Origin of the sequence: Thiobacillus denitrificans DSM 12475 (assembly GCF_000376425.1) — a bacterium.
In the GTDB taxonomy this organism is placed as follows: domain Bacteria; phylum Pseudomonadota; class Gammaproteobacteria; order Burkholderiales; family Thiobacillaceae; genus Thiobacillus; species Thiobacillus denitrificans.
This window is the reverse complement of record NZ_AQWL01000005.1, coordinates 50,474-64,109: the sequence shown is the minus strand read 5'-3', so window position 1 is coordinate 64,109 and position 13,636 is coordinate 50,474. Positions and strand designations below refer to the sequence as shown.

At 65.0% G+C, this 13,636-nt stretch carries 17 protein-coding genes; 7 read left to right on the top strand and 10 right to left on the bottom strand.

Annotation, left to right across the window (positions count from 1 at the left end):
• Window positions 1–7: 7 nt before the first annotated feature.
• Window positions 8–211 carry a YgaP family membrane protein gene (locus B059_RS0109075; RefSeq protein WP_018077931.1) on the top strand — a complete coding sequence of 68 codons (204 nt, stop codon included), beginning with the start codon at window positions 8–10 and terminating at the stop codon, window positions 209–211.
• A gap of 137 nt (window positions 212–348) precedes the next feature.
• Window positions 349–960, top strand: a complete 612-nt coding sequence (locus B059_RS0109070) for a TetR/AcrR family transcriptional regulator (RefSeq protein ID WP_018077930.1) — start codon at window positions 349–351, stop codon at window positions 958–960.
• Window positions 961–985: 25 nt separating this feature from the next.
• Here the strand turns inward: B059_RS0109070 and B059_RS0109065 are convergent, their stop codons facing one another.
• The 3 genes from B059_RS0109065 to B059_RS0109055 are packed head-to-tail and all read right to left on the bottom strand — an operon-like array spanning window position 986 to window position 3,005.
• The gene (locus B059_RS0109065; RefSeq protein ID WP_018077929.1) at window positions 986–1,600 is read right to left on the bottom strand and encodes an FmdE family protein; all 615 of its coding nucleotides are present in this window, start codon (window positions 1,598–1,600) and stop codon (window positions 986–988) included.
• Window positions 1,597–2,739, bottom strand: coding sequence for a hypothetical protein (locus tag B059_RS0109060; RefSeq protein ID WP_018077928.1), 1,143 nt, complete (start codon window positions 2,737–2,739; stop codon window positions 1,597–1,599). The genes B059_RS0109065 and B059_RS0109060 overlap by 4 nt, the downstream gene beginning before the upstream one ends.
• An 11-nt stretch (window positions 2,740–2,750) precedes the next feature.
• Window positions 2,751–3,005 carry a DUF2249 domain-containing protein gene (locus B059_RS0109055; RefSeq protein ID WP_018077927.1) on the bottom strand — a complete coding sequence of 85 codons (255 nt, stop codon included), beginning with the start codon at window positions 3,003–3,005 and terminating at the stop codon, window positions 2,751–2,753.
• 98 nt (window positions 3,006–3,103) lie between these two features.
• On the opposite strand from B059_RS0109055, the gene B059_RS0109050 reads away from it, so the two are divergent.
• Window positions 3,104–3,580 (top strand): Rrf2 family transcriptional regulator, encoded by a 477-nt coding sequence (locus B059_RS0109050; RefSeq protein ID WP_018077926.1) that lies wholly within the window; start codon window positions 3,104–3,106, stop codon window positions 3,578–3,580.
• On the opposite strand, the gene B059_RS0109045 is transcribed toward B059_RS0109050, so the two are convergent.
• Genes B059_RS0109045 through B059_RS0109035 form a run of 3 tightly spaced genes read right to left on the bottom strand, consistent with a single transcriptional unit; the run spans window position 3,536 to window position 5,558 of the window.
• Window positions 3,536–4,825 carry a hypothetical protein gene (locus B059_RS0109045; RefSeq protein WP_026177408.1) on the bottom strand — a complete coding sequence of 430 codons (1,290 nt, stop codon included), beginning with the start codon at window positions 4,823–4,825 and terminating at the stop codon, window positions 3,536–3,538. The genes B059_RS0109050 and B059_RS0109045 overlap by 45 nt on opposite strands.
• A 25-nt stretch (window positions 4,826–4,850) precedes the next feature.
• The gene (locus B059_RS0109040; protein ID WP_018077924.1) at window positions 4,851–5,102 is read right to left on the bottom strand and encodes a DUF2249 domain-containing protein; all 252 of its coding nucleotides are present in this window, start codon (window positions 5,100–5,102) and stop codon (window positions 4,851–4,853) included.
• Window positions 5,103–5,117: 15 nt separating this feature from the next.
• Window positions 5,118–5,558 carry a hemerythrin domain-containing protein gene (locus B059_RS0109035; protein WP_018077923.1) on the bottom strand — a complete coding sequence of 147 codons (441 nt, stop codon included), beginning with the start codon at window positions 5,556–5,558 and terminating at the stop codon, window positions 5,118–5,120.
• Window positions 5,559–5,700: 142 nt separating this feature from the next.
• Between B059_RS0109035 and B059_RS0109030 the strand changes: the two genes are divergently transcribed.
• Genes B059_RS0109030 through B059_RS0109020 form a run of 3 tightly spaced genes read left to right on the top strand, consistent with a single transcriptional unit; the run spans window position 5,701 to window position 8,648 of the window.
• Complete coding sequence (locus B059_RS0109030; RefSeq protein ID WP_018077922.1) at window positions 5,701–7,716, top strand: ribonucleoside triphosphate reductase; 2,016 nt, start codon at window positions 5,701–5,703, stop codon at window positions 7,714–7,716.
• A gap of 28 nt (window positions 7,717–7,744) precedes the next feature.
• The gene (nrdD, locus tag B059_RS21650) at window positions 7,745–7,930 is read left to right on the top strand and encodes an anaerobic ribonucleoside-triphosphate reductase (RefSeq protein ID WP_018077921.1); all 186 of its coding nucleotides are present in this window, start codon (window positions 7,745–7,747) and stop codon (window positions 7,928–7,930) included.
• Window positions 7,931–7,955: 25 nt separating this feature from the next.
• Window positions 7,956–8,648 (top strand): anaerobic ribonucleoside-triphosphate reductase activating protein, encoded by a 693-nt coding sequence (locus tag B059_RS0109020; protein ID WP_018077920.1) that lies wholly within the window; start codon window positions 7,956–7,958, stop codon window positions 8,646–8,648.
• A gap of 99 nt (window positions 8,649–8,747) precedes the next feature.
• On the opposite strand, the gene B059_RS0109015 is transcribed toward B059_RS0109020, so the two are convergent.
• The 4 genes from B059_RS0109015 to glyA form a co-directional block, all read right to left on the bottom strand.
• Complete coding sequence (locus B059_RS0109015; RefSeq protein ID WP_018077919.1) at window positions 8,748–9,515, bottom strand: class I SAM-dependent methyltransferase; 768 nt, start codon at window positions 9,513–9,515, stop codon at window positions 8,748–8,750.
• Entirely contained in the window at window positions 9,512–10,603 is a 1,092-nt protein-coding gene (gene ribD, locus B059_RS0109010) for a bifunctional diaminohydroxyphosphoribosylaminopyrimidine deaminase/5-amino-6-(5-phosphoribosylamino)uracil reductase RibD (RefSeq protein ID WP_018077918.1), read from the bottom strand. Before ribD ends, B059_RS0109015 begins: the two co-directional genes overlap by 4 nt.
• The gene (gene nrdR / locus B059_RS0109005; protein ID WP_018077917.1) at window positions 10,604–11,053 is read right to left on the bottom strand and encodes a transcriptional regulator NrdR; all 450 of its coding nucleotides are present in this window, start codon (window positions 11,051–11,053) and stop codon (window positions 10,604–10,606) included.
• A 159-nt stretch (window positions 11,054–11,212) separates the two neighbouring features.
• The gene (gene glyA, locus B059_RS0109000; protein WP_018077916.1) at window positions 11,213–12,457 is read right to left on the bottom strand and encodes a serine hydroxymethyltransferase; all 1,245 of its coding nucleotides are present in this window, start codon (window positions 12,455–12,457) and stop codon (window positions 11,213–11,215) included.
• A gap of 90 nt (window positions 12,458–12,547) precedes the next feature.
• Between glyA and B059_RS0108995 the strand changes: the two genes are divergently transcribed.
• Window positions 12,548–13,636, top strand: a complete 1,089-nt coding sequence (locus B059_RS0108995; protein ID WP_018077915.1) for a TRAP transporter substrate-binding protein — start codon at window positions 12,548–12,550, stop codon at window positions 13,634–13,636.

Genomic DNA, 13,636 nt, shown 5'->3' with positions numbered 1-13,636 from the left:
GAATGTCATGACCGTAGACCGTACCGTACATCTGATGGCGGGCCTGATGGTGCTGCTCAGCATCGCCCTGGCCCATTTCTCCAACCCGGCCTGGCTCTGGCTCACGGCTTTTGTGGGCGCCAATCTGGCACAAAGCGGCGTGACCGGTTTTTGTCCGCTGGCCTTCATGCTCAAAAAAGCCGGGGTCAAGGAAGGCAGCTGCTGTTCCTGAAAACGCGTTGATGCGGCACCTTTCGGCAGCGGCGCGTGCTGCTGCCGATCCCTTACCCCTGGACGCGACAAATTTCCGCAACAGCCATAAGGCACTTATATTCCCTATGTTGCAATTGCGCCAGGCACCTGAACACCGTGACCGTTAAAAAAAGGAAATCCGCAGAAGTCCGCCGCCATGACATCATCGAGGCGGCCATGGAAATCATTCGCCATGAAGGAGTGGCCAGGCTGACCACCCGTTCGCTTTCCAAGGCGGTCGGCATCGCGCAGCCCACCCTGTTCCTCCACTTTGGCAACAAGAGCCACGTCCTTCTTGCGCTGGTGGACACCATTCAGGAACGGCTGCAGCAGGAAATGGCCGGCCTCGGCCTGGCGCAGATGACTCCGCTGGAACGCCTGAAGGTGGTCATCCGCGCCCATCTGAATTTCATCCAGCGGCAGCCGGGCATCCCCCGCCTGCTGTTCTCGGAAGAACTGCAAAGCGGCGACCCGCTTTTTCGCGACCGCATGAACGAACTGGTGTCGTTTTTTCTGAACTTCATCGCCGGCCTGATCAGCGCCGCGCAGGCGCATGGAGAAATCCGCCCCGACATCGTTCCCCAGCAGAACGCCTGCATCCTGATCGCAGCAGTGCAGGGGCTGGCTTTCCGCTGGGTCCTCTCGGACCAGCGTTTCGAACTGACGGAACAGGCCGACGCCGTCATCGTCACTCTGATCGAAGGCTGGGCGCCGAGACCCGGGAGTTAACCCGGTGCCGGCCGTCCGGGCAAGGTCAGGCCGGGTCGTCCCGGCACGCGATCAGCGCCGGGTCGTCGCAGTGGTCGATCAGGATGCGCTTGACCCGCATTTGCCAGAGCCGGCCGAATTCCGTCCGCTCGACGTCGCTCGCCGCCCCCGCCAGCATTTTCGGCATCAGCGCCTGCAGTTCCGGCGGCGCGGGGACGACTTCGGGATGGTAGGCGACAGCTACGTGCGCGCCGGTGTCGAGGCGGCTGAAACGGATTTCGGCGGGACTTCCGGTCGCGAAGGCCAGCAGATTGCGGCGGCTATACCGCCCAGCAAGACCCTTGAAGCCGCCTTCGCCCGCCGCACCGGTCAACAGGCCGGCCACGGCGGCGATGACGCCGGTGACGCCGTCGGTCTGCGCCGCGCCGAATTCGACGCGGATGCCGCCGCGCTCCGGAAGGCCGTCCGGGTAGAGCCTGCCGAGCGCCTGCCGGGTCATCAGGTAGGCGCCCGCCACCGTGGGGCAGGAATGCCCGGCGAGCTTGACCGCATCGAGGTAGCCGTATTCGATCCGCCCATTGCCGGCGGTGCCGAGGAATTCGGCCAGCGGGTCGTACAGCGTGATGCGGGCGACGGCATCGAAAAAGGCGGGGTAGCTCATGATGGACTCCTTGACTGGATGATCAGGGCCTGCACCAGTGCAATGCTGGCCTGCAGCAGAAACAGGATCAGCGTAACGGCGCCCAGAAGCAGGCCCCATTCCCGGCCGGTTCCGGCCGCGCTGCCGGCGATGACGAACAGTACGGCACGGGCGCCGCCGTAGCGCCCCAGATCATTGCGTAGCCTGGCGTGCCAGCCGAACTGCACGCCGGGACGCAGCCATACCGGCAATAACTGGCTGGCCGCTCCTGATACCAGGGGCAGGATGAATCCGGCGACGAAGGCCCATGCCGGCTGGACGGAATGAAACGTGGCCGCAGCGGGGATGGCGTTCACGGCGCCGAGCATCGCGCTGCCGAGCAGCCCCGCCAGTGCGGCGGTGAGCAGTGGCGCGGCGCCATGCAGCGCGACGATTTCAGCGCGATGGAGCCGCAGCCAGCGGGTCCCCAGCCGCATTGGCGGAATCGCCCACAACGCGCCGCCGATCCAGGCGAGCGGGCCGTACCATGCGGCGCCGAAGGCGACCAGCAGCGTGCCGGCGACGGCCCAGGGCAGATCCCGGCGCAGCCGTGGTCCGACTTGCGGGTCGGGCCTGCCGGTAACGGTCGGCAGCAGCACGGCGAGGGTGGCCATGGCGGTCAGCCCGACGAAGCCGAGCGTGTTGAGATGGAGGTGGAGGCGGCGCAGGGCCGGCGCCTGCTGCGGCCAGATCACGCTGGCGAGAATCGCGAGCAGGGCCGCCGCGAGGCAGGCCAGCGCCGCTTCGTACCAGTCCAGGCAGGGATGGGGGCGGCCCAGCATGCCGGCGCGCCGGCGGCGGCTCCAGACGAACAGCGCGCCGGCAGCGGTCACGGCCAGCAGCGCACCTGCCGGTTGCCCCCAGAGCATGCCGGGAAACCCGAACGCGGCTACCACCAGCGCACCGCCGGCCAGCGCCAGAACGGGGAGGATGGCCAGTGCGCTGGGTGCGCTGCGGGTGCGGGTGAGCACCGGGATGAAATGGCTCATGGCGCCGAAGATCAGCGGCATGGCGCCTACCGCCAGAATCAGGTGCAGGGCGGCGGCGCGGCCGGCGTGGGACGACCACAGCAAGGCCGCGGCAAACGCGGTCAGGGCAAGAAACACCAGCGCCGGCAACACTGCCGGGCCGTTCAGGTGCGGACGAAGTCGATCACGATTTCCCCCGGGTTGCGCTGCAGGTACTGGATCGCAACGGCATCGCCATAGCGGGCGTGCAGCTGGTCGAGCAGCGGAAGCGGGTCATGATCGTTGACGAAGCGCATGCGCTCGCCCGAGTTCAGCGCGTCCAGCGCACCGAAAATGGCGGCATGGCGGAAACGCTTGGCGATTCCGCGTGCATCGAACGGATAGACCTGATCCTGGCGAAGATGCAGATGGGCACTCATGGCTGTCGTCCTATAGATGTAAATGGAATACATATTATAAACACGGGATTGTGTTTTCTGCGCTTATAATATGTTTTTGTTTGACGTATTTAGCCACCATGCAACTCACCCGCTTTACCGATTTTTCCCTGAGGGTGCTGATTTATCTGGGCGCACATCCCGACGGCCGGGTCACGGTAGCGGAGATCGCCAGCGAGCACGGCATTTCCCGCCACCATCTGACGCGCGTGGTACACCAGCTGGGTGTCAAGGGCTACATCGAAACGGTGCGTGGCAAGGGGGGCGGCTTCCGTCTGGCGCGCCGCCCCGAGCAGATACGGATTGGCGATGTGGTGCGCGACATGGAAAGCGGGTTCGAACTGGCCGAGTGCTTCCGGCCGGGCGACACGGCATGCCGCCTGTTGCCCGGCTGTGCGCTCAAACCCGTCCTGCTCGATGCGGGACGTGCCTTTCTGGCAAGCCTGGACGCTTACACCCTGGCGGATTTGTTGCCTGCCTTTGCCATCCCCATCTGGGCCGCCAACGCGAAACTAGGAGAAGCGCCCGCCGTAGCGGGAAAAACGCCGCACGGCTGACAGCAGGTTGAATTCCAGCAGCACCGCCGAGAGCGCCAGTCCGGTACCTGCCGGGACGGCCAGCAGCTTTGGCCAGAACGGGACGGCGATGAGCAGCATGCAGGTGCCGAGGTGGAGACGAAATTGCCAGCGCTTTCCGCGTTCCGCAATCATGTCCTTCATGGTGGGGATGCTGCCCGCGCGTGCCTGCAACTGGGCTTGCAGGTGAAACCAGGCGAGGAAAGGCACGATCTTGTAGAGCATGCCGCAGACCACGCTCACGGCGAAGCCGCCGATGAACAGCACGCCCAGTAGTAGCGGATAGGCATCGCTGCCTGCCCAGGCCGGCCAGAGCCGGGCCAGCAGCCAGACGGCCGCGCTGGCGATCAGGCTGGCCATGCCGACGCGCCAGAAATCCAGGGTGACGTCGGGCAGCTTTCTGCGGCGCCGCGACTGCAGGCGCAAGGTGACCAGCGCGAAGACCAGAACCCCTGCTGCAAGACCGCTTTCGGCGACTAGGGTGATTTCCGTTGCCGCGGGCAGCAGCGGGGCAATCGCATGCAGCAGCAGCAATGCAAGGATGGTACCGGCCAGCCAGCGCATGAGCCGGGGGGGGTAGGGTGGCGTGATCTGGAACATCGGTACGACTTGGTAGGCGACGCCGATCACCAATAGCAATACCCAGCCGAGCAGACCGAAGACGACATGCGCGGCGATGAATATTTCGTCTTTGGCCGGCGTCCACCCGCCGGTGCGCATGCTGGCGAGCGCCATGCCGAGGAGTAGGGTCAGACCGAGGCTGATCACGGCGAGCCGCATGCCGGTCACCGTGGCGCTGGCAACCGCGCGCCGCAGGCCGATTGCCGTTGCGGCGAGAAAAACCGCAAAACCGCAACCCAGCAGGAACATTGCTGCGGTGAGCGCTCGCGCGTCTGCGCCGAGGAAGCCTGTCATCAGGACCACGGTTCCGGCAGCAAGGAAAAAATGAGTGAAGCGGGCCACGCCGCGGGACGCGGGCAAGGCGGCCCCTGCCACCACCGGCAGCATCTGCAGCAGCGCGCCCAGCATCGCCATGGCGAGGAAACCCAGCGTCAGCGCGTGAGTGAGCGCGAGCGCCGGCAGCGTCCAGCGCGAGGCCAGCGCAGCGGGAGCCAGCATGATCAGGCCCGCGGCGGCCAGCAGGAACAGGGGCGCGGTGAGAAAGAACCGTAGCGGCTGCGCGAATGGCGGCGCCTGTTCGAAGGAAAGTCCGGTCTGCATGCTCATGGCTGGGTGAGTATCGCCTATGCCGCTATGCGGCGGGTGGCTCGTCTTGCGCCGGGCTGATCAGGATTACGTAGCTTCCATCCGTCTGCGGCGCAGTGTCGTGGCGGTAGCCGCGGCTGTCCAGGATGGAATAGAGCGGAAACGGTTCGCGATGCAGCAGCAATCGGATGTGCTGGCCGGGCTGCAGCAGGGCCAGCGCGTGCAGCACCTGTTCCATCGGTTCCGGCGGTTCCAGCCAGCGGGCGTCGACCCGGATTTCGTCAGCCGGCGTGGCCATCGACGGTGCGTGCGGTCACCTCGCCACCGCATCCATGCTGCGGATCAGCGTCTCGCGATCGGCCGCAAGCACCTGATCGGACATCGGGTAGAGCATGTTTTCCTCCTTCAGGTTGTGCTGCTGCATCAGCATGTTGAGCGTTTCCGACAGGCCGAGATAGGCGTTGTGGTCGGCCTCCAGCACCGCGCGCGCCATGTCCTGCAGCAGGGCGCGGATCTGCTCGTGCTCCGTGCGCATGACGTAGGTCGGGCCCATCGTGTTGCCGGTACGGGTTTCGAACGCGGGGAACAGCACATCTTCCTCCATCCGCAGATGGTGCGCCATCGCCGCCTGAAAGCGGTCGAACAGGCTGCGTGCGTTGTCCCAGTTCTTCTGCGCCACGGCAGCTTCGGCGGACGCAAATAAATCGTCGCAGGCGCGGTGGTCGCCTCCCAGATAATCCAGAATCATGCCCATGCGGTGCCTCCATAAGTTGATGAAAAAATGTATGTTTAAGTTTATCAGGATATGCCAACCTTAATTTCTTCTTGACTTGAACACAATATGTCGTATGTTTGCTTTCAGCAATACACAAAATGTTGATCAGGAGGTGAGGGGAATGAATTCAGTGATAGCAGCTCTGCCCTGCGAAGTCATCAAACGCGACGGGCGCCAGGCAATATTCGATGCCACAAAAATACGTTCGGCCATTTTGCGTGCCGGGCAGGCCAGCGGCGAATTCGGCGAAGCCGAAACCGACTTGCTCACCGCCCAGGTGGTGAAGGTGCTGATCCACAAATTCCGCAGCGCCCCGCCGAGCATCGAGCGCATCCAGGATGTGGTCGAGCAGAGCCTGATCGCCGCCAACCACCTGGCTACCGCGCGTGCCTACATCGTCTATCGCGAAACGCACAAGAAGCTGCGCGAGGACCGCAAGACGGTGGTGGACGTGGAAGCCTCGATCAATGAGTATCTGTCGCGCCAGGACTGGCGGGTCAACGCCAACGCCAACCAGGGTTATTCGCTGGGCGGGCTGATTCTCAACGTCTCCGGCAAGGTGGTGGCCAACTACTGGCTCAACCATGTCTATCCGCCCGAGCTCGGCGAGGCGCATCGCGACGGCTCGCTGCATATCCACGACCTCGATATGCTGGCAGGCTACTGCGCCGGCTGGTCGCTGCGCACCCTGCTGCACGAAGGCCTCAACGGCGTGCCGGGCAAGGTCGAAGCGGGCCCGCCCAAGCACATGTCGTCCGCGGTCGGCCAGATCGTCAACTTCCTCGGCACGCTGCAGAACGAATGGGCCGGCGCGCAGGCGTTCTCGTCGTTCGACACCTACATGGCGCCGTTCATCCGCAACGATGGCATGAGCTACGAAGCGGTCAGGCAGTGCATCCAGGAACTGATCTACAACCTCAACGTGCCGTCGCGCTGGGGCACCCAGACGCCGTTCACCAATCTGACCTTCGACTGGACCTGCCCAGAGGATCTGCGCGAACAGGTGCCGGTGATCGGCGGCAAGGAAATGCCTTTCACCTACGGCGAACTGCAAGTCGAGATGGACATGATCAACCGCGCCTACATCGAGGTCATGACCACCGGCGACGCCAAGGGCCGCGTGTTCACCTTCCCGATTCCGACCTACAACATGACGCCGGACTTTCCGTGGGAGTCTGAAAACGCCGACCGCCTGTTCGCCATGACCGCGCGCTATGGCCTGCCGTACTTCCAGAACTTCATCAATTCCGAAATGAAGCCGAACCACATCCGTTCGATGTGCTGTCGCCTGCAGCTCGACCTGCGCGAACTTCTGAAGCGCGGCAACGGCCTGTTCGGCTCGGCCGAGCAGACCGGCTCGGTCGGCGTGGTGACGGTCAACTGCGCGCGCCTCGGTTACGAATATCCGGGCGACGAGGCCGCGTTGCTGCGCCGTCTCGATGCGTTGCTCGACATGGCGCGCAACGGTCTGGAAATCAAGCGCAAGGAAATCCAGCGCCTGATGGATCAAGGTTTGTTTCCGTATACCAAGCGCTATCTCGGCACGCTGCGCAATCACTTTTCGACCATAGGCGTGAACGGCGTCAACGAAATGATCCGCAATTTCACCGCCGACGAACATGACATCACGACCGAATGGGGACACGATTTCGCGGTGCGCCTGCTCGACCACATCCGTGGACGCATCGTCGCCTTCCAGGAAGAGACCGATCACATGTATAACCTGGAAGCGACGCCGGCCGAAGGCACCACCTATCGTTTCGCGAAGGAAGACCGCAAGCGTTATCCGGCCATCCTGCAGGCGGGGACCGAGGACGCGCCGTACTACACCAACTCGTCGCAACTACCGGTGGGCTTCACCGACGATGCCTTCGAGGCACTGGAACGGCAGGACGACCTGCAGCGCAAGTACACCGGCGGCACCGTCCTGCATCTCTATATGTCGGAGAACATTTCCTCGATCAATGCCTGCCGCAATCTGGTGCGCCGTTCGCTTACGCGCTTCCGTCTGCCCTACATCACGGTCACACCGACTTTTTCCATTTGTCCCAAACATGGCTACATCGCCGGTGAGCACGAATTCTGCCCAACCTGCGATGAAGAAGCCCTGTCCCGCAAGCGCGCTGTCGCAGCTTGATCCCAACCCCCGATCCAAGGAGATTGATATGACTGACATGAGTGTTTTTACCGAGATCCAGACCATTGCCTTGAAAGATGAGGAGCGTACCCGTTGCGAAGTGTGGACACGCGTGATGGGCTACCACCGCCCGACCACCAGCTTCAACAAGGGCAAGCAGAGCGAGCACCGCGAGCGGCAGTTCTTCGTCGAAGGGCGCTGCGCACTCGGCTGACCCCCCTGCTTCGCCGGACATAATCGTGTTGCGTGTGGGCGGTCTGACGCCCCTTTCCACCACCGACTGGCCAGGCATGCTGGCCGCGGTGGTGTTTTGCCAGGGCTGCCCCTGGCGCTGCGGCTATTGCCATAACCCTGGCCTGATCCCCGCTCGCGGCGACAGCGAAATTCCCTGGGAAGACGTGCTGGCTTTTCTGCGTCGCCGCCAGGGCCTGCTCGACGGCGTGGTGTTTTCCGGCGGCGAGCCGACCTCGCAAGTGGGCCTCGCCGACGCGATGCGCGAAGTGCGGGCGCTCGGCTTCAGGATCGGCCTGCATACCGGCGGCATGTATGCCAAGCGTTTGGCCGAGGTGTTGCCCTGGGTCGACTGGGTGGGGATGGATGTAAAGGCACCGTTTGCCGATTACATGCTCACCACAGGTGTCGAGGGCAGCGGTGAGCGTGCGCGCGAAGGCCTGCGGCAGCTGATCGCATCCGGCGTCGATTATGAAATCCGCACCACCGTGCATCCGGATTTGCTGCCCGATCAGGATCTTGTCGATCTTGGCCGCGATCTGGCCGCGCGCGGCGTCAGACGCTACGCAATCCAGGCGTTTCGCAGCCAGGGTTGCGGCAATGAAGATCTGTGCCAGCGCGCCACGCGCGAGCGTCCCCTGCGAGAAGTCGGCGGGGAACTGAGCGGCCTGTTCGAGAAGTTTGCGGTGCGCGCGGCGTAGCCCGGATTCGGAATGCCGTTGCTGCGGTACCGCGGAAGGGATGCGGCGCAGCGATGGCGGCACCTGCTCTCGGGCTGAAGCGGAATCCGGCTTGAGGGATCAGCCGAGCCTTCCGATGCGAAAGAAGAGCGGCCACTGCAGCCGCCGCGGCGCGTCGTGGCCGCCCCACATGGGCGCCAGTTCGGCCATCAGTGCGGGCAGCGGGTCATGCCCGCGCGCCTCCTGGAAACGCCGGACCGCCGACCAGGTGGAGAGGTAGGCGATCAGCCGCGGCAGGTTCCACTCGACTTCGATATGAAAAGCGGGGGCCTGGATTTCAGCGAACGGGAAATCCAGGCTGCGATAGGTGTCGTCGATCAGCGCGCGCTCGGGCGGCCAGTAGGGGCCGACGGTTTCGCCATAAAAACACTGGAACGGCGCATCCATTTCTCCCGGCAGCACCATCCGCCCGTAGCCCCATAGGGCGATCACTCCGCCGGTTTTCAGCACGCGCGCCGCTTCGGCGTAAAAGCCTGGCAGGTCGAACCAGTGCGCCGCCTGCGCGACGGTGACGAGAGCGATGCTGTGGTCGTCCAGCCCGCTGGCTTCGGCAGGCACCACCCGGTAGTCGATTGCGGGATGCGGTTCGGCGTGGCGGATCTGCTCGGCCGAGGCGTCGGTGGCGACGATGCGGCGGAAGTGCGGCGCCAGTCCCAGCGCCGCCTGGCCGTTGCCGGTGGCGCAGTCCCAGGCGAGGTCGTGTTCGGCGCTTGTCCCCGGATGGGAGCACTGGCCGGCAAGCCAGGTGAACAGCGCAGCGGGATAGTCTGGGCGATAGGCAGCGTAGCGGCCGGACGCCGACGAGAAGTGATCCTTGAAGCCGCTCACGTGGGCAGCAGCGTCAGGCGCAGGTCGTCGCCGATCTGCCGCACCTCGACCAGTTTGAATCGTGCGGCGTCGGCCAGCGTGGCAAGCGGCGGACGGGCGAACAGACCGCGTGCGTTGTCGCCCACCGCCAGCGGCGCCAGGTAGGCCACCCATTCGTCGACCAGCCCGGCGGCGAGCAGGGCGCCATTGAGCACGGCGCCGGCTTCGACGTGCAGTTCGTTGACGCCGCGCTGCGCCAGCAACGCCAGCAGCGCGGCGAGGTCGACGCGGTCATCCGTCCCCGGCAACGCGACCACCTCGGCGCCCGCCTGTTCGAGCGCCGCGCGCAGGTCAGGATCGGCGCGGTGGCAGGCGATGAGTGCGGGCAGGATTGCGGCATCCGCCGGCGTGCGCAATCCGGAATCCACCACCACCCTGAGCGGCTGCCGGCCGATGTCGAAATCGCGCACGTTCATGCGCGGGTTGTCGGCCAGCACGGTGCCGCTGCCGGTGAGGATGGCGCAGGCGCGCGCGCGTAGCGCCTGCACGTCGGCGCGTGCGGCCGCGCCGGTGATCCACTGCGACTGGCCGTCGGCGAGCGCGGTCTTGCCGTCCAGGGTGGCGGCGGTCTTGAGGCGCACCCATGGGCGTTGCCGCAGCATGCGCGAAACGAAGCCGGGGTTGAGCGCGCGCGCCCCGGCCTCCATCAGTCCCACGTCGGTGTGGATGCCCGCCAGCGTCAGCATGGCAACGCCGCCGCCCGCGACCAGCGGATTGGGATCGTTCATCGCCGCCACCACGCGCGCCACGCCGGCTTGGATCAGTGCCTCGGCGCAGGGCGGGGTGCGGCCATGGTGCGAGCAGGGCTCGAGCGTGACGTAGACCGTCGCGCCGCGTGCGGCGTCACCGGCGGCTTGCAGCGCGTGGATTTCGGCATGCGGGGTGCCGGCGCGCGCATGCCAGCCTTCGCCGACGACGTGGCCGTCCCTGACGATGACGCAGCCGACGCGCGGATTGGGACTGGCGGTGAAGAGTCCGTGCGCCGCGAGTTGCAGCGCGCGCGCCATGTGGACATGGTCGGCGGCGCTGAAGCGGTCGGCGCTGGGCATTTATTGATCGATGTCGCGGATGACGTCGCGAAAGTCCTCGACGTCCTGGAAGCTGCGGTACACCGAGGCGAAGCGGATGTAGGCAACCTTGTCGAGCTTCTTCAGCTCGTTCATCACCAGCTCGCCGACTTCGCGCGCTGGCACTTCGCGCTCGCCCAGGGTCAGCAGGCGCTGGCGGATGCGGTCGACCGCGGCGTCGACCAGTTCGGTCGGAACCGGGCGCTTGTGCAGTGCGCGGCGAAAGCCTTCGTGCAGCTTGGTTTCGGAAAAGTCCTCACGGGTGCCGTTGGTCTTGACGATCTGCGGCGGCCGCAACTCGGCCGTTTCCCAGGTGGTGAAGCGCTTGTCGCAGGCGGCGCAGCGGCGGCGCCTGCGGATCGCGTCACCCGCCTCGTTGACGCGGGAGTCGATGACCTGGGTATCAAGCGAACCGCAGAAGGGACACTTCATGAAACCCCCCGTAAACCTACTGCGCTTGCCATCTTGAACGCAGGCAGTGCACGGAATCCTCATGTACTTTTATGTACATTCCGGTTCCTGCGCGCTGGCCGCGTCCAACCTGGCTGCACTCGCTACGGTTTCCAGGGGATTTCATCCGGCTCGACCAGCTCAACCGTAAACCGGGAATTTGGCCGTCAGCTTCGCCACCTCGCCCTTCACCCGTTCGATCACCGTCTCGTCGGCCGGTGCGTCGAGCACGTCGGCGATCAGATGGGCGAGCTGCTCGGCTTCCAGTTCCATGAAGCCGCGTGTGGTCATCGCCGGGGTGCCGATGCGGATGCCGCTGGTGACGAAGGGCTTCTGCGGGTCGTTGGGGATGGCGTTCTTGTTGACCGTGATGTGGGCGCGGCCCAGGAGTGCCTCGGCTTCCTTGCCGGTGAGGTTCTTGGCGCGCAGGTCGACCAGGAAGAGGTGGCTTTCGGTGCGGCCGGAGATGATGCGCAGGCCGCGTTCGACCAGTACCTTGCACATCACCAGCGCGTTGGCGATGACCTGCTCCTGGTAGTGCTTGAATTCCTTGGATGACGCTTCCTTGAACGCCACCGCCTTGCCGGCGATGACGTGCATCAGCGGGCCGCCCTGCAGGCCGGGGAAGATCGCCGAGTTGATCGCCTTTTCGTGCTCGGCGCGCATCAGAATGATGCCGCCGCGCGGGCCGCGCAGGGTCTTGTGGGTGGTCGAGGTCACCACGTCGGCATGCGGCACCGGGTTGGGATAGACGCCTGCGGCGATGAGGCCGGCGTAGTGCGCCATGTCGACCATGAAGATCGCGCCGATCTCCTTGGCGATTTTGGCGAAGCGCTCGAAGTCGATGCGCAGCGCATAGGCCGAGGCGCCGGCGATGATCAATTTCGGCTTGTGCTCGCGCGCCAGGCGCTCCATCTGTTCGTAGTCGATTTCCTCTTTTTCGTCGAGGCCGTAGGCGACGGCGTTGAACCACTTGCCGCTCATGTTGAGCGCCATGCCGTGGGTGAGGTGGCCGCCTTCGGCCAGGCTCATGCCCATGATGGTGTCGCCAGGCTTGAGGAACGCCATGAACACCGCCTGGTTGGCCTGCGAGCCGGAGTTGGGCTGCACGTTGGCGGCTTCTGCGCCGAACAGCGCCTTGACGCGGTCGATCGCCAGCTGCTCGGCAATGTCGACGTATTCGCAGCCGCCGTAGTAGCGCTTGCCGGGGTAGCCCTCGGCGTACTTGTTGGTGAGCTGCGAGCCCTGCGCTTCCATCACCGCCGGGCTGGTGTAGTTTTCCGACGCGATCAGCTCGATGTGATCCTGCTGGCGCTGGTCTTCTTTCTGGATCGCCGCCCACAGGTCGGGATCGGTCTTGGCGAGGGTGTCTTGGCGGTTGAACATGGCAGTCGGGCTAGGCAGGAAAGGGGCGCATTTTAACACGCGGCGGTTTTTGCAGCGGCTCGTATAATCGGCCAAAACCGGAGCAAATCCATGCAAAGACGAGATTTCCTGGCGGGCGCGGGCGCGGCCGCCATGCTGCCGCTGGCCGCCGCGCAGGCGGCTCTGGCCGAATCCGGCCCGCGGCCGGCGATCCGCTGGCGGCTGGCGTCGAGCTTCCCCAAGAGCCTGGACATCCTCTACAGCGCGGCCGAAATGCTCAGCAAGCGGGTGGCCGCCCTGACCGGCGGCCAATTCCAGATCCGCGTGTTTGCCGGCGGCGAACTGGTGCCCGGCCTGCAGGTGCTCGACGCAGTCGGCAACGGCACCGCCGAATGCGGACATTCGGCGGGCTACTACTACGTCGGCAAGAACCTTGCCCTGGCCTTCGATTGCGCAGTGCCGTTCGGCCTCACGGCGCGCCAGCAGAACGCCTGGATGTACGCCGGCGGCGGCCTTTCGGCGCTGCGTGCGCTCTACGCCAAGTACAACGTGCTGCAGTTTCCCGGCGGCAACACCGGCACCCAGATGGGCGGCTGGTTCCGCAAGGAGATCAAGTCGCTGGCCGATCTGCGCGGCCTGAAAATGCGTATCCCCGGCCTCGGCGGCCAGATCATGGCGAAGCTCGGCGCGGTGCCGCAAACCCTGCCCGGTGGCGAAATCTACCCCGCGCTGGAACGCGGCGCGCTCGACGCCGCCGAATGGGTGGGGCCGTACGATGACGAGAAGCTCGGCTTCCACAAGATCGCCCGGCACTACTACTATCCCGGCTGGTGGGAGGGCGGGCCGCAGCTCTCTTTCTACGTCAACCAGGACAGCTGGAAAACGCTGCCCGAGCAGTACCGCCAGGCCTTCGAGGCCGCCACCTTCGAAGCCAACCAGTTGATGCTGGCGCAATACGACGCCAGGAACCCGCCCGCGCTGCTGCGCCTGGTCGGGCAGGGCGTCAAGCTGCACCCCTACCCCAAGGACGTGATGCTGGCCGCCCGCCGCGCCACCTTTGCGATGTACGAGCAAGAGGCGAAAATCAATCCCGACTTCGCCGCCATTTACCGCTCGTGGAAGCAGTTCCGCGACACCGAATTCCAGTGGTTCAAGGTCGCCGAAGCCGCGTATTCGAACTTCAATTACTACGTGAAATAG

Coding starts and splice junctions, on each gene's coding strand:
- B059_RS0109065 (WP_018077929.1), bottom strand. CDS start 1,600: ATGAGCTACCCCGCCTTTTTCGATGCCGTCGCCCGCATCACGCTGTAC.
- B059_RS0109030 (WP_018077922.1), top strand. CDS start 5,701: ATGAATTCAGTGATAGCAGCTCTGCCCTGCGAAGTCATCAAACGCGAC.
- glyA (WP_018077916.1), bottom strand. CDS start 12,457: ATGTTCAACCGCCAAGACACCCTCGCCAAGACCGATCCCGACCTGTGG.
- nrdD (WP_018077921.1), top strand. CDS start 7,745: ATGACTGACATGAGTGTTTTTACCGAGATCCAGACCATTGCCTTGAAA.
- B059_RS0109075 (WP_018077931.1), top strand. CDS start 8: ATGACCGTAGACCGTACCGTACATCTGATGGCGGGCCTGATGGTGCTG.
- B059_RS0109055 (WP_018077927.1), bottom strand. CDS start 3,005: ATGAGTGCCCATCTGCATCTTCGCCAGGATCAGGTCTATCCGTTCGAT.
- B059_RS0109040 (WP_018077924.1), bottom strand. CDS start 5,102: ATGGCCACGCCGGCTGACGAAATCCGGGTCGACGCCCGCTGGCTGGAA.
- ribD (WP_018077918.1), bottom strand. CDS start 10,603: ATGCCCAGCGCCGACCGCTTCAGCGCCGCCGACCATGTCCACATGGCG.
- B059_RS0109050 (WP_018077926.1), top strand. CDS start 3,104: ATGCAACTCACCCGCTTTACCGATTTTTCCCTGAGGGTGCTGATTTAT.
- B059_RS0109045 (WP_026177408.1), bottom strand. CDS start 4,825: ATGAGCATGCAGACCGGACTTTCCTTCGAACAGGCGCCGCCATTCGCG.
- B059_RS0109035 (WP_018077923.1), bottom strand. CDS start 5,558: ATGGGCATGATTCTGGATTATCTGGGAGGCGACCACCGCGCCTGCGAC.
- B059_RS0108995 (WP_018077915.1), top strand. CDS start 12,548: ATGCAAAGACGAGATTTCCTGGCGGGCGCGGGCGCGGCCGCCATGCTG.
- nrdR (WP_018077917.1), bottom strand. CDS start 11,053: ATGAAGTGTCCCTTCTGCGGTTCGCTTGATACCCAGGTCATCGACTCC.